This window comes from Comamonas kerstersii (genome assembly GCF_002056725.1).
Classification (GTDB): Bacteria; Pseudomonadota; Gammaproteobacteria; order Burkholderiales; family Burkholderiaceae_C; genus Comamonas; species Comamonas kerstersii.
Genome location: NZ_CP020121.1, coordinates 1,636,341 through 1,660,619, shown reverse-complemented (window position 1 = coordinate 1,660,619; position 24,279 = coordinate 1,636,341). Strand labels below are relative to the sequence as shown.

Sequence of the window (24,279 nt, the reverse complement as noted above, 5' to 3'; positions counted from 1 at the left end):
GAAGGCGGTCTTTGATTGTCACCGACAAATACGGATTAATTGCTGACGACTGCATCCGCCACCATGCGTGGCGTGATGAAAACCAGCATTTCGCGTTTGGAGGTCTCACGCGTACGGCTCTTGAACAGATTGCCGACAACGGGAATATCCCCCAGTCCCGGCACCTTGTTGACCTGGTTGGACTCTTCCATTTCAAAAATACCGCCAATCACCACGGTGCCACCGTTTTCCACCAGCACTTCGGTTTCCACACGTTTGGTGTCAATCATGGGCACGCCGGTATTGGTCCACCCGCCTACGGCATCCTTGTTCACCTTGAGCGTCAAAATAATGTTGCCTTCAGGTGTGATCTGGGGCTTGACCTGCAGACGCAGCTCGGCCTTCTTGAAAGAAGTCGTGCTGGCGCCATTGGGAGCGGTTTCCGAATACGGCACTTCCGTACCCTGTGCAATTTCGGCCTCCTTCTGGTCGGCGGTCAGCAGCCGAGGGCTGGAAATCACACGGCCTGCGCCTTCGGCCTCCATGGCAGAGAGCTCCAGCGACAAAAAGCGCGTCATGGAAGAATTAAAAACACTCAGCGCCAGCGATGCTGGGTCACCACCTGTAGACAGGCCTGCAGGCAGATTCACAAACGGTGCATCACTCTTGGTACCGTAACTGGAATACTGGCTGCCAATGCTGCCACGGCCTGCACGGTTGTAGCCCCCGCCGAACTTGACGCCCAGCGAACGGCCAAAGCTGTCACGCGCGTCCACAATGCGCGCTTCAATCAGGACCTGGCGTACAGGGATATCCAGCTTCTTGATCAGCTGGGCAATTTCTTCCAGCTTGCTGGGAATATCGGTCACAAACAGCTGATTGGTGCGCGCTTCTGCTATGGCAGAGCCACGGGGTGACAGGAAACGCGTGCTGGCCTCGCTGTTGCCACTGTTGTCTGCAATCTGGTTCTTGATGTCTTCTGCCTTGGCATAGTTGATCTGAAAGCCCTGTGTACGCAGAGGTTCCAGCTGCTCAATGGCACGTGCTGCTTCAAAGTCACGCTTGGCGCGCTCATCAATCTCATCTTTGGGGGCAATCCACAGCACATTGCCGTTTTTCTTCATGCCCAGGCCCTTGGCCTCCATGATGATGTTCAGCGCCTGATCCCAGGGCACGTCCTTCAGACGCAAAGTCAGAGAGCCACCCACAGTGTCCGACGTCACGATGTTGAAATTCGTAAAGTCAGCAATCACCTGCAGCAAGGCGCGCACATCGATATTCTGAAAATTCAGCGACAGGCGCTCACCGGTGAAGCCTGGCCCTTGGCTCAGCTTGTTCGGATCAACCTTCTTGGGACGGACTTCCAGCACAAACTGCTCATCACTCTGATAGGCACTGTGCACCCAGTCGCCTGTGGCTTCGACCTGCAGACGCACACGATCACCATTCTGGCTGGCCGTAATCATCTGCACCGGTGTGGCAAAGTCAACCACATCGAGGCGTCTGCGCAGCTCAGCAGGCAAGCTGGAATTGAGCAGATCAATCGTCAGGCCCTTGCCTTCCTTGCGCACATCGGCATTCACCATGGCCGATCCCAGATCAACCACCAGGCGCCCTGCACCATCGCTTCCACGACGGAAATCAATGTTTTTCAAAGCCCCAGGCGTGCTTGCATCCACCTCTTTGCTGGCCAGATGCTGACGCATGGTCGATTGCACCGGCGCAATCGTCGACGCCGTACGTTTGACTGGATCCAGAAACACCAGAATGCCATTGCCATCTACCTGCGTCCGGTAAGTCGTGGGGGCTTTCAGATTCAGCACCACGCGCGTGCGTCCTGTGCCCTCAACCACATTCACCGTATCCAGGTTGCCCTGCTGCAAATCCACCAGAGACTGCCCCATGGCGTTCGTGGCACCGGGTAAATCCAATGCAATGCGTGCAGGTGACTGAATGGCAAAACCTGTCACGGCATCTTTCAGCGGTTCCGACAGTTCAATACGAACCACCTCTCCACCGCCTTGCTGCGAGCCAGACACAGCCTGCACGCTGGCAGCCCATGCTGCAGCGCCCGTACACACCAGCATCGGAGCCAGCGCCCAGCGAACAGGTATCAAGATTTTCTTCTCTAGCATCAATTGCCCCCCTCTTGCAGATCAAGCGTTGCCATTCGTTCCACCCAATCTCCGGCGGCATCCTGAACAACTTCCCTCAGCTTGATACTGTTCTCTTCAATTTGAACAATGCGGCCATAGTTCTGGCCCAGATAATTACCTACACCCACTTGATAAATCAACTGGTTGACCCTCAGCAAAGCAATGCGCTGATTGCCTTTTTTCAGGCTGCCAACCATGGTGACACTGTCCAGCGGATAGCTTTCCAGTTCTTCCTTGCGGCGATTTTGTTCAGCCGTCAGCAATGCTGTATTTGCCGTATTTTTCTCTGTTTCCCTGCGCAATACCTGCGTCAGCTTCAGCATATTGAAGGGATCCATTTCCGTGGAAGCTTCATAAGCCTGTGGCAGAAAAACGGATGGCTCTTTCAGAGGCTGTACTCTGGGCTTTGCCATGGATTTCTGTACCCCAATCCACTCATGCAAATCTTCATGCTCAGATCCGAAACAGCCCGCCAGCATGGAAGATGCCAACAATGCCAAGAAAATCGTTTTTCCGCGCATCATTTAGACTTCCCCTTCCGGTTGGCATTCACTTCTTCTGCATCCAGGTAGCGATAGGTATGTACCGTTGCATCCAGTGCCAGCACACCTTCATTGCCTTTCGGCCCAATCGACATATTGCTCAAATTCACAATGCGTGGCAAATGTGCAATGTCTGAAGCAAACATACCAATATCATGGAATGCACCGGAAATTTTCACCGTAATTGGCAGCTCCGCGTAATAGTCCTTCACAGATTCTGCACCAGGCTTGAAAAGCTCAAATTGCAGACTGCGCCCTAAACCGGCTTGATTGATATCTGACAGCAGTGCAGCCATTTCAGATTTGCTGGGCAGCTGCTTTTCCAGCTGCTGTACATATTGCTGAACCTGCTCTCGCTGCTTTTTCAAGGCATCCAGACTGACGGCTTTGAGCAATTTGGTTTCATACTCTGAACGCAGGCTGGTTTCAGTTTCGCGCTCTGCATTCAGATCTTCCTCCATGCTGCTCAATAAAAAATACCACGCGCCACCGAGCACCATGAGTGCGATAGCTGCACACAAAAAGATTCTCGGCAAAACAGGCCACAAGGAAGGATCCTTAGGATCCAGATCTTTAAACTGTTCCTGCACATTCTGTGCATAGGTAGTCAGATCCTGCAGGGCGTATTTTTTTGTTTTTCTCATAACTTCGCCTTTTCATTCCCCTCAGCCTCTGAGGCACTTTCAGGCAAAACCAAGGTAAATTGCATAATGAAGTTGACGACTTTTCGCTTGTCCTTGGACGAAAGATCAACTGTACTTGCAACAATTTCCTTGAGATCCGGTTTTTGAAACCATGACGTTTTGGTCGAGAAGTTTCTCAAGACCTCAGACACGCGTTCATTGGACTGCGCAACGCCTTTGATTTCTACCTGCAAGCCATTTTGCTTGATGGAAGAAATATAGACGCCCTCAGGAAGCAGCCTGACCAGCTCATTGAGCAAATGAACAGGCAGGTTTCTGTTCGCCTGCAAGGCTTCCACCGCTTTCTGGCGTTCGCGCAAAGCTTTAATTTCACCTTCCAGACCGGCAATTTCCTTGATCTGCTTATTGAGCACTTCTATTTCAGAGCGCAGAAAAGCGTTTCTTTCCTGCTGAGTCTCTATGCGCATTTGCATGAACCAGTACACCAAGGCCGCCAGCAGTACCCCCACCAGCGCAGAAAGAAACATGGTGACCTGAAATGCCTCCTTGCGGCGCTTGCGTGCAACTTCACGATGCGGAAGCAGATTAATCAAAATCATTTCAAGAACCTCCGCATGGCCAGCCCGCATGCTGTCAGGTACATGGCTGCTTCTTTTTTGAGTCGACTTTGATGCACCGTAGGAGCCAGTGCCATGTGCTCAAAAGGATTGAGCACACTGACCTCGACCTGGGTCTGCTGCCGCACGGCTTCGGTCAGCCCCTCGACCATGGCCGCGCCACCAAACATGCAAATTTGCTGGACGCTGTGATAGGGCGTACTGGTGTAGAAAAACTGCAATGCACGGGCGATGTCATTGGCCAGACTGGCGACGAAGGGCTGCAGCACGGTCTCCTGATAATCCGCGGGCAAATCACCGGTACGCTTTTTCAGTTCTGCCTCTTCCACGCTCATGCCATATTGGCGCGCAATCCTCTGTGTGAGTTGAGCGCCGCCAGTGCCCTGTTCACTGTCATACAGAATGTCATCGTTGCGCACGACCTGCAGACTAAAGCCACGGCCACCTACCTTGACCAAGGCAATCAAGGCATCGACGCCTGCATCTGGCAATGTGTGCATGGCCAGCCCTGCTGCCAGTCTGGATGCATAGGACTCCACATCCATCACCACGGGAGACAGTCCCGCAATCACAGCCAGGTTGTTGCGCTCCTCGACTTTCTCCTTCCGCGTGGCGGCAAGCAGCACATCGACATCGCTGGGGCTTTTCTCGTTAGGGCCAACGACGCAAAAGTCCAGACTCACCTCTTCCAGCGGAAAGGGAATATATTGACTGGCTTCAGCCTCGACCTGAACTTCCAGCTCCTGCTCGCTGAGATTCCCCGGAAGAATGATTTTTTTGGTAATCACAGAAGAATGCGGCAGCGCCAAGGCCACATGCTTGGTACGCGTACCGCTTTTCTTCAGCAAACGTTTGAGCGCTTCTGAGACATCGTCAAATTTCTCGATATTGCCATCGACGACACTCTCTGCGGCCAACGGCTCGGATGCGAATCGCTCCAGGACCCAGTTGCCTTGCCTATCCTGATCCAGCTCTACCAGCTTGATGGCTGAAGAACTGATATCGAGACCGATCAGTGGTGCACTCTTCCTCTTAAAAAGGGATCCCATTGAGATCACAGGCCCCTCCCTTCTTGTTTCACTTTGATATGAATATTCACACAATCGCGGGGCGATGCTATCAGCAAGGAATGGAGACGACCACGCACTCAGATCAGCATTCCATCAATTAATCGTTGTCAAAAATACACGCTTGTGCGCTATACGGTTGCTTTCTGCACCCATCCGTGTGAATAACGTAAAGCTTGCAACAAGCTCTGCCCCTGCCCCATCGCGGCCAATGGCTGTTTTCTATAATGACGTCTCTCTTTTGAGTGGAGCGTCATGCCTATCTCTCCCGAATCCAGCAACTCGCAAACCCCCTCCAAGAAAAAAACACCTCCACGCAAACATTGGCTATTGCGAGCGTTGCTGTGGCTGTTCGGTTTGTGCGCCGCCGGTGCTGTAGCTGCAGCCATGGTGGCTGCCATTGCGCTGGCAATGGCATATCCCAATCTTCCCGATGTCTCCGAGCTTGCTGACTACCGTCCCAAGCTGCCTTTGCGCGTGTACTCCGCAGAAGGTGCCTTGCTGGGCGAGTTTGGTGAAGAGCGCCGCACACTGACCCCTATCCAGGACATTCCAAAGGTCATGGTGGATGCCGTGCTGGCGATTGAAGACACACGCTTCTTCGAGCACGGAGGCGTGGACTACATCGGCATGATGCGTGCCGCCCTGGCCAATCTGGGCAAGGTCAAGAGCCAGGGTGCCTCCACCATCACCATGCAGGTCGCCCGCAACGTCTATCTGTCGTCTGAGAAGACCTACACCCGCAAGATTTACGAAATCCTGCTGACCTTCAAGCTTGAGCACCTGTTGAGCAAGGAAAAGATTCTTGAGATCTACATGAACCAGATCTTTTTGGGTCATCGCGCCTACGGCTTTGCTGCTGCCAGCGAAGCCTATTTCGGCAAGCCGCTCAAGGACATCACCATTGCGGAAGCCGCCATGCTGGCAGGACTGCCCAAAGCCCCATCAGCCTACAACCCCATCAGCAACCCCAGACGCGCCCGCATCCGCCAGCTCTACATCATTGACCGCATGGAGGAAAACGGTTTCATCACTGCCGAGCAGGCAAGCGAAGCCCGTGAAGAGCCCCTGCGTCTGCGCACTGCCAGCCGCAACACCACCGGCCATGCCGACTACGTCGCCGAGATGGCGCGTCAACTGGTCTACGCACAGTACGGTGATGAAGCCTATACCCGCGGCCTGAACGTCTACACGACTATCAACCTGGGTGAGCAGGAAACTGCCTATCAGGCACTGCGCAAAGGCATTACGGACTACGAACGCCGCCAGCGTTATCGTGGCCCGGAAAAATTCATCGCACTGCCCAGTGACGCCGCGCTACTGGAAGATGTGATCGACGACACACTGGCACAGCACCCCGACAACGGGGACCTGCTGGCTGCCGTGGTGCTGGAAGCCAGCCCCAAGTCGATGAAGGTGCAGCGCCCTGACGGCGAAACCCTGGTGATTACAGGCGAAGGTCTCAAGCCTGTGGAATCTGGCTTGAGCGCCAAGGCTGCCCCCAACATCAAGATACGCCCCGGTGCGGTCATCCGCATCATTGAGACCTCCAAGGGCAAGTGGGCGGCCTCGCAGCTGCCCGAAGTGGAAGGTGCCTTTGTGGCGCTGGACCCACGCAATGGTGCCATCCGTGCACTGGTCGGTGGTTTTGACTTCCAGAAAAACAAGTTCAACCACGTCACCCAGGCGTGGCGCCAGCCAGGCTCAGCCTTCAAGCCATTTATCTATTCCGCTGCGCTGGAAAAAGGCTTGAGCCCAGCCACCATCCTCAATGATGCCCCGCTGTTCTACGGCTCTAACGTCACCGGTGGTCAGCCCTGGGAGCCTCGCAACTACAGCAACAGGTTCGACGGCCCCATGTCTGCACGCACGGCTTTGGCCAAGTCACAGAACATTCCGCTGATTCGCATTCTGGAATACGTCACACCCAAGTACGCACAGGAGTGGGTTGCACGCTTTGGCTTTGATGCAGCACGCCACCCGCCCTACCTGACCATGGCACTGGGCGCTGGCTCTGTCACGCCCATGCAGATGGCCGTGGCGTATTCGGTCTTTGCCAATGGTGGCTACCGCATTGATCCCTGGCTGATTTCCAAGATCACAGACCCCAAGGGCCATACGCTCTGGGAATATGTGCCCCAGCCTTTGTCTGAAGCCCAGCGCGTCATCGATCCACGCAATGCTTTCCTCATGAACAGCATGCTGCAGACCGTGGCCAAATCAGGCACCGCCGCCCGTGCACAAAGCACACTGAAGCGCCCAGACCTGTACGGCAAGACCGGCACCACCAACGATGCGGTGGATGCGTGGTTTGCGGGCTTTCAGCCCACGCTGACAGCAGTGACCTGGATTGGCTACGATACGCCCCGCAACCTGGGCTCCCGCGAAACGGGTGGTGGCTTGAGTCTGCCGATCTGGATCAACTTCATGCAGCACGCCCTCAAGGATGTGCCTGTGGCCTCCTACCCCGTGCCAGCAGGTGTTGTGAACATGAACGGCGAATGGTTCTACGATGAGTTTGCAGGCGCAGCCGGTCTGACCAGCCTGGGCATGGGAGCCGGTGAGTTTGATCCCAACGTCCCTACAGAAGCACCGCTGCCTGAAGAGCGCAGCAGGATTCTGGATCTGTTCCGCAACTAAACAAAAAGCCCGGTGTATCAACACCGGGCTTTTTCAATTGCAGTTGCTCAAATGTCGTCGATCAATCCAGCTTGGCGCTGAACGTCAATGGCAGATGGGACTGCTCGCTCGCAAAGCGGCTCAGGTTCTCGAAAAACTCGCCATTACCCTTGGTGTCCTGCCAGGTGCAGCCATCGAACTTGTAGTGAAAACCACCAGCCCTGGCAGCCATCCACACCTCATGCAGCGGCTTTTGCAGATTGATCACGATCTGGGAACAATTGGGGAACACCAAGGTCACCATTCCGCCTGCACGCTGTGCATCAATATCTGCGTCAGTTTCATCGTTGAGACGGTCACATGCCCGCTCCACGGCCAGCAGGAGTTGTTCGGCTCTGTCTAAATACTCAGTGTCGGTCATTACAATCCACCCATGTTGAATCCTTCACAAATTCTAGTCCGCTGCATTGCCCTTGCCGCCTGTGTGGCAGCACTGAGCGCCTGCGGCCAGCGTGGCCCTCTGTATCTGCCCACAGAACCAGCTGCGCAAAACCGCGCCACGCTGCCGGAAAGCATGACGCCCTCACTGCCTTTGCAGTCAGAGCCTGCGGCTGAGCGCTAGGCGCTGGTACACACGCCAGCCCTGCAGCAACAGCACGATGGCGGCGTAGATCCAGACCTCGGCGGTATTGTTCTTGGCATCGCGCATCCAGTAAAAATGCAGCAATGCCAGCCATGCCGCCAGGTGTACACCCTGGTGCAGGCGCTGCCAGCGCTTGCCGCCCATGGCTCGCAGCACCCAGCGTGGTGAGGTCAGCGCCAGTGACAGTAGAATCACCGCAGCCAGCACACCCACCAGAATGAAGGGGCGCTGCGCAATATCGTCCCAGGTGGCTGCCAGACTCCAGCCCATGTCCAGCCCGAAAAAGCTGATGGCATGCAGCAGCACATAGAAAAACGCAAACAGCCCCAGCAGACGGCGAAAGCGCGCCAGCGCATTCCAGCCACTGAGCTGGCGCAGCGGTGTGACGGCCAGCGCAATGCACAGGCCGCGCAGCGCCCAATCGCCCGTAGAACGAATCAGCGCCTCTGCCGGATTAGCGCCGAGATTGTCCGTGACCGTGGCCACAACCAGCCAGATCACAGGTGCCAGCGCCAGCAGCCAGACCACGGGCTTGGCCCAGCGACTCAGCAGCCAGGTATTGATGACTTGCACTGCCATCAGAAATTACGCTTCAAGTCCATGCCCTGGTAGAGCTGCCCCACCTGATCGGCGTAGCCGTTGAACAGCAGCGTCTTGCGCTTGGGCGCAAACAGACCGCCATCACCGATGCGGCGCTCCGTTGCCTGGCTCCAGCGCGGATGCGGCACATCCGGATTCACATTGGAATAAAAGCCGTATTCGTGCTGGGCCGCCTTGTTCCATGCCGTAGCAGGCATTTCTTCCAGAAAACGGATCTTGACAATGCTCTTGGCGCTCTTGAAACCATACTTCCATGGCACCACCAGCCGCACAGGTGCACCGTTTTGCTTGGGCAGTACATGGCCATACATGCCAAAGGCCAGCAGGGTGAGCGGGTTCATGGCTTCATCGAGCCGCAGCCCTTCGGTGTAGGGCCAATCCAGCACACGGCTGCGCAGGCCGCGCATGGTCTGCGGGTCCGCCTGCGAAACAAACTCCACATATTTGGCGCTGCCCATGGGCTCCACCCGGCGAATCAGCTCAGACAGGGAGTAGCCAATCCACGGGATCACCATGCTCCAGCCTTCCACACAGCGCAGCCGATAGACGCGCTCTTCCATGGGGCTGAGCTTGAGCAGATCTTCCAGCGCCCATTTGCCAGGCTTGTGCACCAGGCCTTCAATCTCTACCGTCCATGGGTCCACAGACATGGCATGCGCATAGCGTGCTGGATCGTCCTTGCCGACCCCAAATTCGTAGAAGTTGTTGTAGCTGGTGGCATCTTTCTGGGGCGTTGGCTTTTCATCGGTCCATGCACCTGCCAGCTTGGAAGGGGTAGACGACAAAGGCATCCATTCCGAAGATGCGGCACTGGCCAGCGCATCACGCTGGGCCCATGCCGCCATGCTGGCCCCGGCAACGCCACTGACCACCCATTTGAGCCACTGCCTGCGCCCTTCATACACCGACTGGGGGGTGATCTCACTGCTGCGAATTACCATCCGAACCTCCTTGTCCAAAAGCGCTATTGATGCATTCTCTGGACAAGCCGAAGCATGTCAAGATAGTTTAGTTGTCGCCTCATTTATGCAGCGAAGGGTATTTTTTGATCGGTGACGCTGATCCTTTCTGGGTTCAAAGCCACATGGTCAATGTGATGCCAATTGCGGGTATGGCGGCTCCAGCGGGCAGCCCTCGTCTGCCTGGCCTGTTCATAAACTTGTCTGCGTTTGCGCAGGATCTCGATGTCCTGACCGGTATGGCGCTGATACGGGGTCACATACTGGATGCCGCTGTGGCGGTGTACATGGTTGTACCAGTGTGCAAACTCAGCGGCCCATTGCCTGGCGTGTGCCAGTGATTGCATTCCTTGGACTGGGAACTCTGGGCGGTACTTGGCTGTTTTAAACAGCGACTCCACAAAGGCGTTGTCATCCGCCCACGGTGGCGGTTTTGTCCATGCGCACGCAGCACCCGGGCAAAGCTTGACTCGCTGGCAATATAGCGCCCTTCATCAGCCAGCATGGGCACGATACGAGCTGGTGGCATGTCTGCAAATCTAGGCTCATTGGCCACACGCAAGATCTCCTGGCGTTCGGCCTGCGTCAATGCGTACCGCATCTGGGCGTCTATCGGCACCAATACAGCTGCCAGCAGCGTTGCTGCGCCAACGCTGCAAAGTGCGCACATCAATTCCTGCGACTTCACATGCAGCTCGCAACCTGGCACCCTCACGGTGTGCCTGATCAATGTCCCGGACCAGTTTCTGGCGGTGATCCAAGGGAATCATTCTTCCCCGTCCTCTCGCATCATCGCCTCGAGTTTTTTTGATAGCACCAGCAGCGCTGCCGTCTCTGCCAAGGCCTTTTCCTTACGCGGCAATTCACGCTCCAGCGCCTGTATGCGTTTGCGATCTTGCTTGCGTGTGCTGGCACTGCTATCAGATGCCTGAGCGCCTAAGCCTTGCTCTGCACTGAGCCGCCACTGCCCCAGCTCCTGCGGATAAATCCCATGGCTGCGACACCATTCGTTTTTGCTGTGCTCATCCATGGCAGCCGTGGTCAGCAGCGCATTAAAGCGGGCTGCTGGTGTCCATTGCGTCACTTGCGCGGGCTTGGCCAAGGCATCACTGAGCCAACGCTCCAACGTGGATTCACTCACCCCTGTTTGCAGCCAGACCTGCTGCAAACAGGCGCTTTGCGGCGGTAGCAACTTCGCCACCACGCTATCTTTGAAGGCTTGTCCGTATCGAGCCACTTGTTTCCTCTACTGTCTTCGCCCCTGTTCATTCGATTTCTATCGAGGTGACAACTATTCTGACTCAGGGGGAAGCCCAAATCCCGTTTTGCTGAGGTACTTTGCCGCCTGTGATAATGCGGCCATGGCATTGCTGGCTGAAGGCATTCTGAAACTGCACTGGGACCAGACGGTTCCCGTCAACGTCGCCCATATCGTGAAACAGATGGGCGTAGGGCTGCAGCTACAGGATACGCTGGCGACCAACGCACAGCTGACCATCACCCCGGACAACCGCGCCACCATCACGCTGAACCGCCAGCTGCCCCCTGCACTGCTACGCTATGCCGTGGCCCATGCGCTGGGCCATGTCGCTCTGCACCACCTGCGCCCTGGTATGAGCCAGCACATTCCTGTGAGCGAAGACTTCCGGCTGGATTTTGACCAGCGCCACGCCGTAGAAGCCAATGATTTCGCGCTGCGCCTGCTCATGCCTGAGCCCGCACTGCGCTACGCCCTCGAGGACATGCGTGCGCGTGATCTGGAGGAACTGGCCCACGTATTTGCCGTGCCTGCCTTGTTTGTCAAACAGCGTCTGGCGGATCTGGGGCTGAAGCTGCCAGCGCACGCCGTGCGCAGCAAGCACAGCGTCGTTATCGATACCTAGTGTCCTGTCCCGTTAGTTTCTGGCATTAATCGTGCATGCCATTGCGGCATCTTGGGAACGGAGATACCGCGATGAGAACGGGCAGACCGAAGGTTGAATTGCTGCTGTCGGACGAGGAGCGCGCGCAGCTGCAGTCTTTTGCTCGGAGCCGCTCGCTGCCTGCTGCGCTGAGCAATCGGGCGCGCATCGTTCTGAGCAGCGCCGATGGCGAACTCAACAGCGCCATTGCCGAGCGCTTGAAGCTCACCAAGGCCACGGTCGGCAAGTGGCGCGCTCGGTTCATTGAGCGGCGCATTCCTGGTCTGTACGACGACGTGCGCCCCGGCAAGCCGCGCACGATCGACGACGAGCGCGTGGCGAAGCTGATCAATACGACTCTGCACACCAAGCCGGCCGACGGCTCGACGCACTGGAGTGTGCGCTCGGTGGCCGCTGAGACAGGCATCTCCAAGACCAGCGTCGCGCGTTACTTCCAGCTCTTTGGGCTGCAGCCGCACCGCACTGAAGGCTTCAAGCTGTCCAACGACCCCTTCTTCATTGAGAAGCTGCGCGACGTGGTCGGCCTGTACCTGAGCCCGCCGGACAACGCGCTGGTGATCTGCGTGGACGAAAAGAGCCAGTGCCAGGCCCTGGAGCGCACGCAGCCGATGCTGCCCATGGGATTGGGCTACGTCGAGGGCGTTACGCACGACTACAAGCGCCACGGCACTACAACGCTGTTCGCAGCGCTGAACGTGCTCAACGGCGCGGTGCTTGCCGCCTGCAAGCCTCGACATCGGCATCAGGAGTTCCTGTCCTTCCTGCGCGAGATCGACAAGGCCGTGCCGCTCGAGCTGGACGTTCACTGCATCTGCGACAACTACGCCACCCACAGCCACCCCAAGGTCAAGGCCTGGCTGGCCACCAAGCCGCGCTGGCACATGCACTTCATCCCAACCTACAGCTCGTGGCTAAACCAGGTCGAGCGATTCTTCGCGCTGATCACCGACAAGGCCATTCGCCGCGGATCCTTCACCAGCGTCAAGCAACTCGTCCAGCGCATCGATCACTTCGTCGCCGCCCACAACGCGAACTGCCAGCCGTTCAAGTGGACCGCCACCGCAGATTCGATCCTCGAAAAGCTGCATCGACTTTGCTCACGTATCAGCGGGACAGGACACTAGGGCGTGTTCACATAAAGCTTGGGAATTCGCGTTGAAGGCTTGGGGATGGGCTGCTAGGCGCGGTGGCGCAGCAATGCCGAGCGCCTTGCCAGCCACCGTAACAACGCAGACCGCCCCAAGCCTTCAACCCCATTGGTGATTTCAATATCAGGGGCAGCCACGACAAGGCCGCCCCTGCAGTGTTGCCCGCCTGACGCGGGTGCGCACCCGCGCTGCGCCGTGCGCCGCGCATTGACGGCCTTGTCGTGGCTGCGCGAACCCAATGTTTACGTGAACACGCCCTAGGCCAGCGCGCGCTGAATCAGGATCTTCTGCACATCACTCGTGCCTTCATAGATCTGGCACACGCGCACATCGCGGTAGATGCGCTCTACGGGAAAGTCGCTCACCACACCATAGCCACCCAGTGTCTGGATGGCGGCACTGCATACGCGCTCAGCCATTTCGCTGGCAAACAGCTTGGCCATGGCCGCTTCTTTCAGGCACGGCAACCCGGCATCACGCAGGCTGGCTGCATGCCAGATCAGCTGGCGTGCCGCCTCGATCTGCGTGGCGCAATCGGCCAGGCGAAAGCCCACGGCCTGGTGGTGGAAGATGGGCTGGCCAAAGCTCTCGCGCTCCTTGCTGTATTGCAGCGCGCATTCAAAGGCCGCACGGGCCATCCCCACGCTTTGTGCGGCAATGCCAATGCGCCCCCCTTCCAGCGCAGACAGGGCAATCTTGTAGCCCTCACCTTCCGCGCCGATGAGGTTTTCAGCGGGAATGCGGCAGTGATCAAAGTTGATCTGTGCCGTATCGCTGCTGTGCTGGCCCAGCTTGTCTTCGAGCCGTGCCACGATGTAGCCGGGGCTGGAGGTGGGCACCAGAAACGCGCTCATGCCCTTCTTACCTGCGGCCTTGTCCGTCACCGCAATCACAATGGCCACATCCCCATTCTTGCCACTGGTAATGAACTGCTTCACGCCGTGGATGACGTAGTCATTGCCCTCCCGGACAGCAGTGGTGCGCAGCGCGGAGGCGTCCGAGCCCACATGCGGCTCTGTCAGGCAGAACGCGCCCAGCATCTCGCCCCTGGCCAGCGGCGTGAGCCACTGCTGCTTCTGCGCCTCGCTGCCGTAACGCATGAGGATGGCGTTGACCGGGCAGTTGGTCACGCTGATCACCGTGCTGGTGCCGCCATCGCCTGCGGCAATTTCTTCGAGCACCACGGCCAGGCTCAGATAGTCCAGCCCTGCGCCGCCATACTGCTCAGGCACGCAGATGCCGTAGCAGCCCAGCGCGGCCAGCCCCTGGTGCACGTCTTTGGGGAAGTGGTGTTCCTTGTCCCAGCGTGCGGCGTGCGGGGTGATCTGCGCCTGCACAAAGCTGCGTACGGCGTCGCGGATCATCTGTTGGTCTTCGTTCAGCAGCATCTTGTCTCCTTGCTGTTTTTCTTAAAAAAGAGAGCTGCCAGCGCTTGATATTGCTTGTTTTCAGCAATAAACCTATCGGAAATCCTTATTTTTCAAACGCAAGCAGCTATGGTTTTTTCACCAATCTTCCCAGCGGTGGCCGTCGTAGCGCACAAAGCTGCCTTTGTCGGCATCGTCCAGCTGCGCCACGGTGGCGAGCATGCCCTGCACGCATTCTTCTACGCTGATGCTTGCACCCTCACCGCCCATGTCGGTCTGCACCCAGCCGGGGTCCATGGCAATCACATGCGCGCCCTGCCACTGTTCTTGCGCGCAGGCCACCACCATGTTGAGCGCGGCCTTGCTGGTGCGGTACAGCCACGCACGGCTTTCAGCCTGTGACAGGCGCGACATCATGGAGCTGATGCAGACCATCACGCCGCCGACGGCCTCCACACAGGGCATGACCTGGGGCAGCACCTGCATGGCACCCAGCACATTGGTGTGCATGACGCGGTCAAAGTCGGGCTGCGTAGGTGGCGTGTGGGCGCTGCTGCCATCCCAGGCACCGGCCACATACCAGGCCTGATCGATTTCCTCACCATCAAGCTGCCAGGCCAGGCCGCTGACGCTGGCGGGCTGCGCCACATCAACGACCAGTACCTCTGCACCTGCGTCGCGCAGTGCCTGCACATCTGCTGCCTTGCGCACGGTCGCAATGACACGGTCGCCACGCTCCACGCAGGCCTGCACCAGACCGCGACCTATGCCGCGCGATGCGCCAATCACCAGTACCGTTGCCATCACTTCCTCCTATGCAACAAATTGGCTGCCAGCGCTTGCTGCATCTGCGCTGGCAGCTTCACTCTTTATAGCAACTCAATCGCCATGGCTGTGCCTTCACCGCCGCCGATGCACAGCGTGGCCACGCCCTTCTTTTTGCCATGGCGCTGCAGCGCATGAATCAAGGTGACGATGATGCGTGCACCGCTGGCACCAATAGGGTGGCCCAGTGCGCAGGCGCCGCCGTGCACGTTGACCTTGTCGTGCGGTACGTTCAGCTCGGCCATCAGCGCCATGGGCACAACGGCAAAGGCTTCGTTCACTTCCCACAGGTCTACGTCTTCCACACTCCAGCCCGCTTTTTTCAGGGCTTTTTGTGTCGCGCCTACGGGGGCGGTGGTGAACCACTCGGGCGCTTGCGCATGCGTAGCGTGGGCCACGATCCTGGCCAGCGGCTTGCAGCCCAGCTGCTGCGCGGTGGACTGGCGCATCAGCACCATGGCAGCCGCGCCATCGTTGATGCTGGAGCTCGACGCTGCCGTGATCGTTCCATCCTTCTTGAACGCGGGCTTGAGGCTGCTGATCTTGTCCAGCTTGGCTTTGGCAGGGCCTTCGTCCACGCTGATGGTGATTTCGCCCTTGCGCGTTTTGACCGTGACGGGCGTGATTTCGGCATCAAACGCACCGCTTTGCGCGGCAGCCTGTGCGCGCTGCACGCTGGCAATGGCAAACGCATCCTGCTGCTCGCGCGTGAACTGGTATTTGGCAGCGCAGTCTTCGCCAAAAGTACCCATGGAACGGCCTGCTTCGTAGGCGTCTTCCAGGCCGTCGAGCATCATGTGGTCATAGACCTTGTCATGCCCCATGCGATAGCCAGCACGGCCTTTTTTCAGCAGATAGGGGGCATTGGTCATGCTCTCCATGCCACCGGCGATCATCACGTCACGGCTGCCAGCAATCAGCTGGTCGTGGGCGAGGATGGTGGCTTCCATGCCCGCGCCACACATCTTGGACAAGGTCACGGCCCCCGTGCTCTGCGGCAGACCGCCCTTGAAACCCGCCTGGCGTGCTGGTGCCTGGCCTTGCCCCGCCATCAGGCAGTTGCCAAACAGCACTTCATCGACTTGTTCCGGCGCAATGCCTGCGCGCTCGACGGCGGCCTTGATCGCTGCGCCACCGAGGTCGTGCGCTGCCAGATCGGCAAAGTCGCCCATGAACGCACCCATGGGCGTGCGTGCGGCGCTGACGATGACGATGGGATCTTGGTGTTGTGACATACAGGTCTCCTTGTGGTGTGAATCGTTGTACTGAACTGTCAAAAAACATCGCCCTAATGCACCACATCCGGCAGCAGGCGTCGGCTGCGGTCATAAGGGAACACATCGTGCAGATGGCCCTGCGCAATGCGCGCCTGGTGGGCCTTCCAGAATTCGGGGGTAAGCAGATCGGCGTGGTAGCGCATGAACACATCGCGCACCGCCGGGTGGGCCAGCAGGAAGGAGGCAAAGGTCTCCGGGAACACGTCGCCGGGGCCTACACGCCACCAGATCTCGCTGCGCATTTCCTCTTCTTCATTGCGCGGGGCGGGTACGACGCGGAAGTTGCACGCCGTCAGGTATTCAATCTCGTCATAGTCGTAGAACACCACCTTGCCGCCGCGTGTGACGCCAAAGTTCTTCCACAGCATGTCGCCGGGAAAGATGTTCGCTGCCACCAGGTCCTTGATGGCATTGCCATACTCCAGCACGGCACGCTCCAGGGCAGCACGCGGGCCGGGCTGGTCCAGCCCGGCATCCATGCACTCCTTGAGAAACATGTTCAGCGGCAGCAGGCGGCGCTCGATGTAGAGGTGGTCGATGATGACTTCCAGCTGCCCATCGCCATCGCGGTCGCTGATGTCAATGTGCTGGGCCGCCTGGGCCTGCAGGGCCTGCAGCAGCTCGGGCGAAAAGCGGTCCATGGGCAGCGCCACCATGCTGTATTCCATGGTGTCCGCCATGCGGCCTACGCGGTCGTGCTGCTTGACCAGGCGGTACTTGGCCTGCACCTCTTCGCGCGTGATTTCCTTGGGCGCGGGGAATTTGTCCTTGATGAGCTTGAACACGTAAGGGAAGCTCGGCAGGTCAAACACCAGCATCACCAGCCCCTGAATGCCGGGAGCAATGCGGAACTTGTCCGTGCTGTGCCGCAGATGGTGCAGCAGGTCGCGGTAGAACAGGGTCTTGCCCTGCTTGGCCAGCCCCAGAGCGCTATAGATTTCGCTGCGCGGCTTGCGTGGCATCAGACCGTGCAGAAACTGCACATAGGCGCTAGGAACGGCCATGTCCACCAGAAAATAGGCGCGTGCAAAGCTGAACAGGCCGTGCAGATCTTCTTCGTCCAGCAGCACGGCATGCAGCACCAGCCCGCGGCCGTTGCTGGCATGCAGGATGGGAATGGCCAGCGCAATTTCGGTATAACCCGTGATGATCTTGCCCACCACATAGGCACCCTTGTTGCGAAAGAACAGGCTGCTGAGCACCTGAATCTGAAAATTGGCACGCAGGCTCAGCCCCTGCAGGCGCTGGCGGATGCGGGCAGCCAGCAGGGTGATGTCACGGCTCAGACTCTCAAACCGTGCCTGGAGCTGAAAGTGCCCGATCACGCTGTGCAGCGTAGGCACCAGGGCATCGAGGTTGCTGGGGTAAAACGCGCGGAAGGCAGGCTCTCCCGGCGCTTCCAGATATTCTGTGCTGACGGCTGGCCGCACAAAGATAAAGTCGTTCTGAAAGTGCGTGCGGTGCAGGATTTTGGTGGTGACGGAGTTAAAGAACGTCTCCGCCAGCTCCGGCTGCAGATGCCCCACCATCAGGCCAATGTAGTGCAGCTTGACCTGCTGCCACACGACCATGGGTAGGCTGCCTGCGTTGAATTCGGTGTTCAGCTGCTGCACGCATTCGTGCACACGCTGGTCATAGAAAGCAATGCGCTCACTCTGGGCACGTTGCTGGCCGATCCAGTCGGCCTGCTCAAAACGCGTTTTCGCCGCCTGCGAGGTGGCGCGAAACCGCTGGTAGTGGCGGTTTACGCCCTCCATCATCGCAAGGGCAATGGCATAAGCCTGAGGAGCATCGAGTCGTTGCGGAAACATGGCAAAAATTCTCGCTCCTCCCAGGCAGTTTGTCAGTCGCGCTTACGTTGAGCGACTTTTTCCACGGCTGCCAGATACACCTCGTGCAGGCCGCCCACTCCGGGCACGGTCATTTCAAGGTTGGTAATCAGACCGTTCTTGAGGCTGTAGCACCAGCCGTGCAGCGACACCTTCTGGCCACGGGCCCAGGCATCCTGCATCACGGTGCTCTGCGCCACATTCACCACCTGCTCGATGGCGTTAAGTTCGCACAGCACGTCGTGGCGGTGCTGCACAGGGGTGGCCTTGAGCAGCTCATAGTGCTTGTCGCGGATATCGCGCACGTGGCGGGTCCAGTTGTCGGCCAGACCCAGACGCACGCCTTCCAGCGCAGCCAGCACACCGCCGCAGCCGTAGTGGCCCACGACCATCAGGTGCTCCACCTTCAGGTGGTCCACCGCGTACTGGATGGTGGTCAGGCAGTTCAGGTCACTGGGCACGACCACATTGGCCACGTTGCGGTGCACGAACACTTCACCTGGCTCCAGGCCCGTGATCTGGTTGGCAGGGACGCGGCTGTCCGAGCAGCCAATCCACATGTATTTGGGCTTTTGCTGCGCCATCAAACCTGTAAAGAACCCGGGGCGATCACGCTCCATCTGTTCCGACCACTCCTTGTTATGGACAAAGAGCTGTTCAATGGATGTGGTTGTCATGTGGTGTTTCCTTTCTTGTGTGGGAAATGGCGCAGCCCATGCCAGAACCGTCAGCAGGTTTCCGCGAACAACTCGCGGCCAATCAGCATGCGACGGATCTCGCTGGTGCCAGCGCCAATCTCGTAGAGTTTCGCATCTCGCCACAGTCGGCCCAGGGGATAGTCATTGATATACCCATTGCCACCATAGATTTGTATGCCCTCACCAGCCATCCATGTGGCCTTCTCGGCGCACCACAGAATCACGCTGGCGCAGTCCTTGCGCACCTGGCGCACGTGCTCGCTGCCCAGCATGTCCAGGTTCTTGGCCACGGTGTAGGCAAAGGAGCGCCCGGCCTGCAGCACGGTGTACATGTCAGCCACCTTGCCCTGGATGAGCTGGAACTCGCCAATGCTCTGGCCAAACTGCTTGCGGTCGTGGATATAGGGCACCACGTTGTCCATCACCGCCTGCATGATGCCCAGCGGGCCGCCCGTGAGCACGGCGCGCTCATAGTCCAGCCCGCTCATGAGCACCTTGGCACCGCCATTGACCTGGCCCAGCACGTTCTCTGCTGGCACTTCCACGTTGTTGAACACCAGTTCGCCCGTGTGGCTGCCGCGCATGCCCAGCTTGTCCAGCTTTTGCGCAATCGAAAAACCCGGCATGCCTTTTTCGACCAGAAAGGCTGTGACGCCGCGTGCACCCATTTCAGGTTCGGTCTTGGCATAGACCACCAGCGTGTCGGCATCTGGCCCGTTGGTGATCCACATCTTGCTGCCATTGAGCAGGTAGTAGCCGCCCTTGTCTTCGGCCTTGAGCTTCATGCTGATGACATCCGAGCCCGCCCCGGGCTCACTCATGGCCAGTGCGCCCACGTGCTCGCCAGAAATCAGCTTGGGCAGGTATTTTTGCTTTTGCGCTTCCGTGCCATTGCGGTTGATCTGGTTCACGCACAGATTGGAGTGCGCGCCATAGGAGAGGCCCACGGAGGCGCTGGCGCGCGAGATTTCTTCCATGGCCACCATGTGGGCCAGATAGCCCATGTTGGCGCCGCCGTACTGCTCGGGCACGGTAATGCCCAGCACACCCAGTTCACCGAACTTGCGCCAGACATCCATGGGGAACTGGTCGCTGCGGTCAATCTCGGCCGCACGGGGCGCAATCTCGGTCTGGGCAAATTCGCGCACGGCGTCGCGCAGTGCGTCAATGTCTTCACCGAGCTGGAAGTTCAATCCGGGCAACTGGCTCATGTCTGTCTCCTTGGGTTTGTTATGCCGTTGACGTTAACGTCAATTATGCAGCTTTTGTTTTCTGCAGCTTGCGCAAAAGTGACTTGGCCTCTTTTTCCTGGGCGCGCACTTCTTCCAGCGTGGCCTGCAGGTCTTCCAGGCGCTCTTCCATCTGCTGGCGGTGCTTGCCCAGCACTTCCAGAAATTTGCTCAGCTGCACTGCGGTGTCACGCGGGCTGTCGTACAGGTCAATGATTTCCTTGGCCTCGGTCAGCGACAGGCCCAGGCGCTTGCCGCGCAAGATCAGCCGCAGGCGGGTGCGGTCACGCGGGCTGTAGACACGGGTGCGCCCGCCTGCACCCTGGCGGGTGGGCTGCAGCAGGCCCATGTCTTCATAAAAGCGGATGGCGCGGGTCGTCAGGTCAAATTCCTGGGCCAGATCGCTGATGGAATACGTTATTGGCGTGGCAGAAGTGGTTTTGCTCATGCGCACATTATTGACGTGCACGTCAACGTCATAAACCGATCTGCAGGCATGCGTGCACTTTTTGGCACACAATCGCCCGCAAGCATTTTTTCTGTCGCCTTCCATGAACCTGCAGCCCAGCGCCGCCTGCCCATGCGGACGCAGCAACTCCAAGGGCAAGCCCATTGCCTATGCCGACTGCTGTGGCCGTTTTGTCGAACACTTTGACAGCCAGCCCGCCCCCGATGCCGAACACCTGATGCGCTCGCGCTACACAGCCTTTGCGCTGGAGCGCGCGCCCTATCTGCTAGCCACCTGGCATGCCAGCCAGCGTCCTGCCGAGCTGGACTTTGAGCCCGGCGCCAAGTGGCTGGGTCTGCAGGTCAAGGATTTCCAGCCCACGGGCGATGCCACGGCCGAGGTCGAGTTTGTGGCGCGCTTTCGCGTGGCAGGCCGTGCCGTGCGCCTGCACGAGCGCAGCCGCTTTGTCCTCGAAGACGGCCGCTGGTTCTATGTAGACGGCGACCAGTTCTAAGCCTTTTTGACTTCTAGCGCTTGTCTGTCAAGCGCCACCAGCTATGCAATTTGAAGCTATCTTGTTCGACTGTGACGGTGTGCTGGTCGACAGCGAACTTATTACCAACCGCGTGCTGCACGCCATGCTCAACGAAGCGGGCTGGGCGCTGTCTGAGCAAGACTGCATGCGCATCTTTATTGGCAAGACCGTGCGCAGCGAGACCGCACGCATTGAAGCCGAAACCGGCAAGCCGCTGACCGATGCCTGGATGGCCGAGTTCTACGAGCGCCGCAACGAGCGCCTGCGCGCCGAGCTGGTGGCCATTGGCGGTGCCGTAGACGCTGTGCGCCAGGTACACGCCCAGCTGGGCGGCAAGATTGCCGTGGCATCGGGGGCAGACAAGCCCAAGGTGCTGATGCAGCTGGACAAGGTGGGCGTGTCGGCTTACTTTGGCGAGCATGTCTTCAGCGGCCACGACCTGCCGCGCACCAAGCCCTGGCCCGATGTGTACCTGGCCGCTGCGGCCTCACTGGGCATTGCACCCGAGCGCTGCCTGGTCATTGAAGACTCCGTCCCCGGCCTCACGGCAGGCGTGCGCGCCGGTGCCACGGTCTGGGGATACTGCCCCAAGGTCAATGCCCACTCCACGCCCGAGCAGTTGCTACAGGCAGGAGCCAGCATGGTCTTTGACGACATGGCTGACCTGCACCGCCTGCTGGCACAGGCCAACCAGACGGCATAACTCTTAAAAACAGAGCGTTTAGCGCTTGTATATCAAGCACTTGCAAATAAAAGCTATTGCAATGCCTGATAAATCCTGCGCAAGACGCTCTTTTTTTAGTGAATGCATGCAGGGCTGCACGCCTGTTTTGACCGCTCGTCCTGCACAAGACGAAGGCAAAAGATAAAATCTGCGCTAGATCAAAGATTGCCCCAAAACTGCATGCTCTATCGATGCCATGTGGCCGGGTGCTGCAAGGCGCAGTCTTCCTCGCTCTCCTTCTGCCAGCCCCGCTGATGCCTGAAGGGCATGCAGGTCTTACGGAGTCAATCTCCCCGCTGACCAGCCTGTGCAACCACAGGCTGATTTTCTTTGTCGGACATGTTCCAGCCACTGCTTCAGGAGTGCTGATGGGCGAACAGCCTCTCTATGATTTTGCGCCGCTGCTCGAGCTCATGGGCCTGGGAGCGCTGATTGCGCTCGTCCCACTGCTATGGGTATGGCGTCGCAACCGCGGCGCAGGCCCGACACGCTATCTGGCCGCGCTGGGCGTGCTCACGCTGTTTCTGACCTTTGACCTGGTCCTGTTCGGCGCCTTCACGCGCCTGACCGACTCCGGTCTGGGCTGTCCCGACTGGCCCGGCTGCTACGGCAGCTCCAGCCCCATTGGTGCACTGCACCACATCACGGCGGCAGAAACAGCCATGCCCACCGGCCCTGTGACGCTGAGCAAAGCCTGGATTGAAATGATCCACCGCTACCTGGCCACCATGGTGGGCGTGCTCATCATTGCCCTCACCGTGCTGGCATGGCGCACACACCGCAAGACGCCGCTGCACGGCCCACGCCACCCGGCCTGGGCCAGCATCACCCTGGTCTGGGTGCTGATTCAGGGCGCCTTTGGCGCGCTGACCGTGACCATGAAGCTGTTCCCCGCCATCGTCACCCTGCACCTGCTCGGCGGTCTGGTGCTGCTGGCACTGCTGTGCGTGCAGGCCGTGGGCTATCAGCAAGGCGTGCGCAACCAGGAGCCTGCCCCCGTTACACGCGGCCTGCGCACAGCGCTGTGGGCGGTATTTGCATTGATTTTTGTGCAGGTTGCACTGGGCGGCTGGGTCAGCACCAACTACGCCGTGCTGGCCTGCTCTACCTTCCCGGACTGCAATGGCAGCTTCTGGCCGGACATGGACTTTGCCCAGGGCTTTGAAATCTGGCGCCCTCTGGGCCTGCTGTCGGATGGCAGTCACATCAGCTTTGCAGCGCTGACGGCCATCCACTACATCCACCGCCTGGCGGCCTATGTCGTGGTGATCGCGGCGCTGGCCCTTGCCATCGCCATGCGCCGCCAGCCTGCGCTGCAGGCACAAAGCAAGTGGCTGCTGGGCCTGACGGCCCTGCAGGTGGCCACAGGTCTGTCTAACGTGGTGCTGGACTGGCCGCTGCTGGCCGCCGTACTGCATACAGGTGGTGCTGCTGCACTGGTCACCGTCATGACCTGGGCTCTGGCTGCGACACGCTGCAGCCCCGCCCCCCAACAAGAAGCGCGCTCAGGCGCTCGGAGAGTTTCCGCATGAATGCTCAAACCTTAAGTGATGCCCCCGGCTCCCGCTGGAGCCAGTTCTACGCACTGACCAAGCCCCGTGTGGTGCAGCTGATTGTGTTCTGCGCGCTGATTGGCATGGTGCTGGCCGTTCCTGGCGTGCCTACGCTGACACAGCTGGGTGACATGGCTATTGCCTGCTTTGGCATCTGGCTGGTATCGGCCGCTGCCGCTGCCTTTAACTGTCTGGTAGAGCGCCATATCGACGCCCGCATGAAGCGCACCAGCTGGCGCCCCACGGCCAAGGGTGAACTCACCCCCCAGCAGGCACTGGCCTTCTCGGCCATTCTGTGCACCGTGGGTGCAGCCATTTTGCTGGCCTTCACCAACCCGCTGACCATGTGGCTGACGCTGGCAACTTTTATTGGCTACGCCGTGATCTACACCGTCATCCTCAAGCCTGCGACCCCCCAGAACATTGTGATTGGTGGCGCCTCGGGTGCCATGCCTCCCGTGCTGGGCTGGGCCGCCATGACCGGGCAGGTCAGCGCTGAGGCTTGGGTGCTGTTCCTCATCATCTTCCTGTGGACGCCGCCCCACTTCTGGGCGCTGGCGCTGTATCGCGTCGAGGACTACAAGAAGTCCGGCCTGCCCATGCTGCCCGTGACCCATGGCCCCAAGTACACCCAGATGCAGATCCTGCTCTACACCCTGGTGCTGTTTGCAGGCTGTCTGCTGCCTGTGATCTTTGGCATGAGCGGCTGGCTGTATCTGATCGTGGCCTCCGTGCTGTGCCTGGGATTCAGCTGGTATGCGCTGCGCCTGTGGATGAACTACTCAGACGCGCTGGCCCGCAAGACCTTCCGCTTCTCGCTGATCCACCTGAGCGGTGTATTTGCCGCGCTGCTGATTGATCACTACATCGTTTCTTAAACATCAAAAATACCTCCAGC

General features: G+C 58.8%; 24 protein-coding genes and 1 pseudogene. 8 read left to right on the top strand and 17 right to left on the bottom strand.

Annotated elements, in window-relative coordinates; genetic code table 11:
* Nucleotides 1-35: 35 nt before the first annotated feature.
* From B5M06_RS07710 to B5M06_RS07690, 5 genes are read right to left on the bottom strand one after another with little or no spacing between them, the layout of a single operon-like run.
* Nucleotides 36-2,114, bottom strand: a complete 2,079-nt coding sequence (locus tag B5M06_RS07710) for a type IV pilus secretin PilQ (RefSeq protein WP_054067322.1) — start codon at nucleotides 2,112-2,114, stop codon at nucleotides 36-38.
* Nucleotides 2,114-2,659, bottom strand: coding sequence for a pilus assembly protein PilP (locus tag B5M06_RS07705; protein ID WP_054067321.1), 546 nt, complete (start codon nucleotides 2,657-2,659; stop codon nucleotides 2,114-2,116). The genes B5M06_RS07710 and B5M06_RS07705 overlap by 1 nt, the downstream gene beginning before the upstream one ends.
* The gene (locus B5M06_RS07700) at nucleotides 2,656-3,321 is read right to left on the bottom strand and encodes a type IV pilus inner membrane component PilO (protein ID WP_054067320.1); all 666 of its coding nucleotides are present in this window, start codon (nucleotides 3,319-3,321) and stop codon (nucleotides 2,656-2,658) included. The genes B5M06_RS07705 and B5M06_RS07700 overlap by 4 nt, the downstream gene beginning before the upstream one ends.
* A complete protein-coding gene (locus B5M06_RS07695; protein ID WP_054067319.1) occupies nucleotides 3,318-3,920 on the bottom strand; it encodes a PilN domain-containing protein in 603 nt (200 codons plus the stop codon). The genes B5M06_RS07700 and B5M06_RS07695 overlap by 4 nt, the downstream gene beginning before the upstream one ends.
* Nucleotides 3,917-4,996: a pilus assembly protein PilM gene (locus tag B5M06_RS07690; RefSeq protein WP_054067318.1), complete on the bottom strand. Its 1,080-nt coding sequence runs from the start codon at nucleotides 4,994-4,996 to the stop codon at nucleotides 3,917-3,919. Before B5M06_RS07690 ends, B5M06_RS07695 begins: the two co-directional genes overlap by 4 nt.
* A gap of 264 nt (nucleotides 4,997-5,260) precedes the next feature.
* Here B5M06_RS07690 and B5M06_RS07685 point away from each other — a divergent pair, with 264 nt between their 5' ends.
* On the top strand, nucleotides 5,261-7,645 hold the full coding sequence (locus B5M06_RS07685; RefSeq protein ID WP_080025200.1) for a penicillin-binding protein 1A: 2,385 nt from the start codon (nucleotides 5,261-5,263) through the stop codon (nucleotides 7,643-7,645).
* A 61-nt stretch (nucleotides 7,646-7,706) separates the two neighbouring features.
* Here B5M06_RS07685 and cyaY read toward each other — a convergent pair whose 3' ends face one another.
* Nucleotides 7,707-8,045, bottom strand: coding sequence for an iron donor protein CyaY (gene cyaY, locus B5M06_RS07680; RefSeq protein ID WP_054067316.1), 339 nt, complete (start codon nucleotides 8,043-8,045; stop codon nucleotides 7,707-7,709).
* Between the two features lie 12 nt (nucleotides 8,046-8,057).
* Between cyaY and lptM the strand changes: the two genes are divergently transcribed.
* Nucleotides 8,058-8,246: an LPS translocon maturation chaperone LptM gene (lptM, locus tag B5M06_RS07675; RefSeq protein ID WP_054067315.1), complete on the top strand. Its 189-nt coding sequence runs from the start codon at nucleotides 8,058-8,060 to the stop codon at nucleotides 8,244-8,246.
* Here lptM and B5M06_RS07670 read toward each other — a convergent pair.
* The 4 genes and pseudogenes from B5M06_RS07670 to B5M06_RS07660 all read right to left on the bottom strand — a co-directional run.
* Nucleotides 8,223-8,846, bottom strand: coding sequence for a protein-methionine-sulfoxide reductase heme-binding subunit MsrQ (locus B5M06_RS07670; RefSeq protein WP_054067314.1), 624 nt, complete (start codon nucleotides 8,844-8,846; stop codon nucleotides 8,223-8,225). The genes lptM and B5M06_RS07670 overlap by 24 nt on opposite strands.
* A complete protein-coding gene (gene msrP / locus B5M06_RS07665; RefSeq protein WP_054067313.1) occupies nucleotides 8,846-9,808 on the bottom strand; it encodes a protein-methionine-sulfoxide reductase catalytic subunit MsrP in 963 nt (320 codons plus the stop codon). The genes B5M06_RS07670 and msrP overlap by 1 nt, the downstream gene beginning before the upstream one ends.
* Nucleotides 9,809-9,891: 83 nt before the next feature.
* The gene (locus B5M06_RS17760) at nucleotides 9,892-10,227 is read right to left on the bottom strand and encodes an integrase core domain-containing protein (RefSeq protein ID WP_476695883.1); all 336 of its coding nucleotides are present in this window, start codon (nucleotides 10,225-10,227) and stop codon (nucleotides 9,892-9,894) included.
* A pseudogene (locus tag B5M06_RS07660) lies at nucleotides 10,218-11,063 on the bottom strand (transposase family protein); the annotation flags it as partial. The gene B5M06_RS17760 and the pseudogene B5M06_RS07660, both read right to left, overlap by 10 nt.
* Before the next feature lie 124 nt (nucleotides 11,064-11,187).
* Between B5M06_RS07660 and B5M06_RS07655 the strand changes: the two are divergent.
* Entirely contained in the window at nucleotides 11,188-11,709 is a 522-nt protein-coding gene (locus B5M06_RS07655; RefSeq protein WP_054066379.1) for an ImmA/IrrE family metallo-endopeptidase, read from the top strand.
* Between the two features lie 71 nt (nucleotides 11,710-11,780).
* On the top strand, nucleotides 11,781-12,872 hold the full coding sequence (locus B5M06_RS07650) for an IS630 family transposase (protein WP_054065682.1): 1,092 nt from the start codon (nucleotides 11,781-11,783) through the stop codon (nucleotides 12,870-12,872).
* A 281-nt stretch (nucleotides 12,873-13,153) separates the two neighbouring features.
* Here the strand turns inward: B5M06_RS07650 and B5M06_RS07645 are convergent, their stop codons facing one another.
* The 7 genes from B5M06_RS07645 to B5M06_RS07615 form a co-directional block, all read right to left on the bottom strand.
* On the bottom strand, nucleotides 13,154-14,284 hold the full coding sequence (locus tag B5M06_RS07645; RefSeq protein ID WP_054065893.1) for an acyl-CoA dehydrogenase family protein: 1,131 nt from the start codon (nucleotides 14,282-14,284) through the stop codon (nucleotides 13,154-13,156).
* A gap of 117 nt (nucleotides 14,285-14,401) precedes the next feature.
* Nucleotides 14,402-15,067 (bottom strand): SDR family oxidoreductase, encoded by a 666-nt coding sequence (locus B5M06_RS07640; RefSeq protein WP_054065894.1) that lies wholly within the window; start codon nucleotides 15,065-15,067, stop codon nucleotides 14,402-14,404.
* A gap of 65 nt (nucleotides 15,068-15,132) precedes the next feature.
* Nucleotides 15,133-16,323: an acetyl-CoA C-acyltransferase gene (locus B5M06_RS07635; RefSeq protein WP_054065895.1), complete on the bottom strand. Its 1,191-nt coding sequence runs from the start codon at nucleotides 16,321-16,323 to the stop codon at nucleotides 15,133-15,135.
* Nucleotides 16,324-16,376: 53 nt separating this feature from the next.
* On the bottom strand, nucleotides 16,377-18,176 hold the full coding sequence (gene aceK / locus B5M06_RS07630) for a bifunctional isocitrate dehydrogenase kinase/phosphatase (RefSeq protein WP_054065896.1): 1,800 nt from the start codon (nucleotides 18,174-18,176) through the stop codon (nucleotides 16,377-16,379).
* Between the two features lie 32 nt (nucleotides 18,177-18,208).
* Complete coding sequence (gene can, locus B5M06_RS07625; protein WP_054065897.1) at nucleotides 18,209-18,871, bottom strand: carbonate dehydratase; 663 nt, start codon at nucleotides 18,869-18,871, stop codon at nucleotides 18,209-18,211.
* A 50-nt stretch (nucleotides 18,872-18,921) separates the two neighbouring features.
* Nucleotides 18,922-20,103, bottom strand: a complete 1,182-nt coding sequence (locus tag B5M06_RS07620; protein ID WP_054065898.1) for an isovaleryl-CoA dehydrogenase — start codon at nucleotides 20,101-20,103, stop codon at nucleotides 18,922-18,924.
* A 43-nt stretch (nucleotides 20,104-20,146) separates the two neighbouring features.
* Entirely contained in the window at nucleotides 20,147-20,569 is a 423-nt protein-coding gene (locus tag B5M06_RS07615; protein WP_058880008.1) for a MerR family transcriptional regulator, read from the bottom strand.
* 103 nt (nucleotides 20,570-20,672) lie between these two features.
* Here B5M06_RS07615 and B5M06_RS07610 point away from each other — a divergent pair, with 103 nt between their 5' ends.
* From B5M06_RS07610 to cyoE, 4 genes are all read left to right on the top strand, one after another.
* Complete coding sequence (locus B5M06_RS07610; RefSeq protein ID WP_054065899.1) at nucleotides 20,673-21,083, top strand: YchJ family protein; 411 nt, start codon at nucleotides 20,673-20,675, stop codon at nucleotides 21,081-21,083.
* A gap of 43 nt (nucleotides 21,084-21,126) precedes the next feature.
* Nucleotides 21,127-21,807 (top strand): HAD family hydrolase, encoded by a 681-nt coding sequence (locus tag B5M06_RS07605; RefSeq protein WP_054065900.1) that lies wholly within the window; start codon nucleotides 21,127-21,129, stop codon nucleotides 21,805-21,807.
* A gap of 389 nt (nucleotides 21,808-22,196) precedes the next feature.
* A complete protein-coding gene (locus B5M06_RS07600) occupies nucleotides 22,197-23,360 on the top strand; it encodes a COX15/CtaA family protein (RefSeq protein WP_054065951.1) in 1,164 nt (387 codons plus the stop codon).
* Complete coding sequence (cyoE, locus tag B5M06_RS07595; protein WP_054065901.1) at nucleotides 23,357-24,259, top strand: heme o synthase; 903 nt, start codon at nucleotides 23,357-23,359, stop codon at nucleotides 24,257-24,259. Before B5M06_RS07600 ends, cyoE begins: the two co-directional genes overlap by 4 nt.
* The last annotated feature ends 20 nt before the right edge of the window (nucleotides 24,260-24,279 follow it).